General features: G+C 53.1%; 1 protein-coding gene. It reads left to right on the forward strand.

Annotated features, from left to right (window positions below; all coding sequences use genetic code 11):
- Positions 1-160, forward strand: a 160-nt coding sequence (locus SB719_RS21000) for a winged helix-turn-helix domain-containing protein (RefSeq protein ID WP_199866221.1), incomplete at its 5' end; no start/stop codon positions are given.
- Positions 161-260: the final 100 nt, after the last annotated feature.

A 260-nucleotide genomic window follows, 5' to 3' on the forward strand; every position in this document is an offset into this window, starting at 1 on the left:
TCTTTATGACGACTACCGCGTAGTAACCGACCGCACCATCGACAGCCACATTAAAAACCTGCGCCGCAAGCTGGAATCTCTCGACGCCGAACAGTCATTTATCCGCGCCGTTTATGGCGTCGGTTACCGCTGGGAAGCCGACGCCTGCCGCATCGTTTAGTTTTAGCGACATTATTTTGTTAGCCGGAGATGGCGTTCAGACCAGATCCGGCAACATTATCCCACGCATGGTCAGCAAACTGACATTATCTCTCCGCCCT

The sequence above is a fragment of the Pantoea sp. SIMBA_079 genome, assembly GCF_046940275.1.
GTDB classification, from domain to species: Bacteria; Pseudomonadota; Gammaproteobacteria; order Enterobacterales; family Enterobacteriaceae; genus Pantoea; species Pantoea borealis.